We start from the raw sequence: 854 nt of genomic DNA, 5'->3' as shown, positions 1-854 counted from the left end.
ACTAAGAGTGCCTAACAAAACCGGGGTGAGCGCGTTGGTTTGGCATGGCCAAACCTCTTGTTTCTGATGCTCTCTGGGCGGCGATTGAGCCGCTCCTGCCGCCGGAGCCTGCCAAGCCCAAGGGCGGGCGGCCGCGGGTCGATGATCGGGCGGCGCTGGCCGGGATCATTTTTGTCCTGCGCTCCGGCATTCCGTGGGAGATGTTGCCCTCCGAGATCGGCTGCTCAGGCATGACGTGCTGGCGGCGGCTGCGCGATTGGCACGTCGCTGGCGTTTGGGCCCGCCTGCATCGCACCCTGCTCGAGCGCCTGGCGGATGCCGACCAACTCGACTGGAGCCGAGCCGCGCTCGACTCCTCGGCGATTGCCGCCAAAAAGGGGGCGCAGCAACCGGCCCGAACCCGACGGATCGCGGCAAACCGGGCACGAAGCGCCATATTGTGGTCGACCGGGCAGGCACGCCGCTCGGCCTGAGCCTGAGTGGCGCCAACCGCCATGACAGTCTAATGCTCGGACCCACGCTCGATGCGGTGCCGCCGGTGCGCCATGGGCGAGGCCATCCCCGACGCAGGCCAACGAAACTTCATGCTGACAAGGCTTATGACCATCAGCCTTGCCGCATCGCATGCCGCCGGCGCTCCATTGTGCCGCGGATTGCGCGCCGGGGCGTCGACACCAGCGAGCGGTTAGGAAGGTATCGATGGGTCGTCGAGCGCACATTGGCGTGGCTCAGCCGCTTTCGCCGCCTCACCATTCGCTATGAACGTCGTGAGGACATCCACTTGGCCTTCACGACACTCGGATGCGCACTCATCTGCTTCAATCAATGCAAGCGGTTTTGTTAGATGCTCTAAG

Annotated in this window: 1 pseudogene; it reads left to right on the top strand. The window is 64.8% G+C overall.

What is annotated here, in order from left to right:
* Positions 1-44: 44 nt before the first annotated feature.
* Positions 45-760: pseudogene (locus DC522_RS33805) on the top strand (IS5 family transposase); the annotation flags it as partial.
* Positions 761-854 lie beyond the last annotated feature (94 nt).

This window comes from Microvirga sp. KLBC 81 (genome assembly GCF_003075415.1).
In the GTDB taxonomy this organism is placed as follows: domain Bacteria; phylum Pseudomonadota; class Alphaproteobacteria; order Rhizobiales; family Beijerinckiaceae; genus Microvirga.
This window is presented reverse-complemented; position numbering and strand designations above follow the sequence as displayed.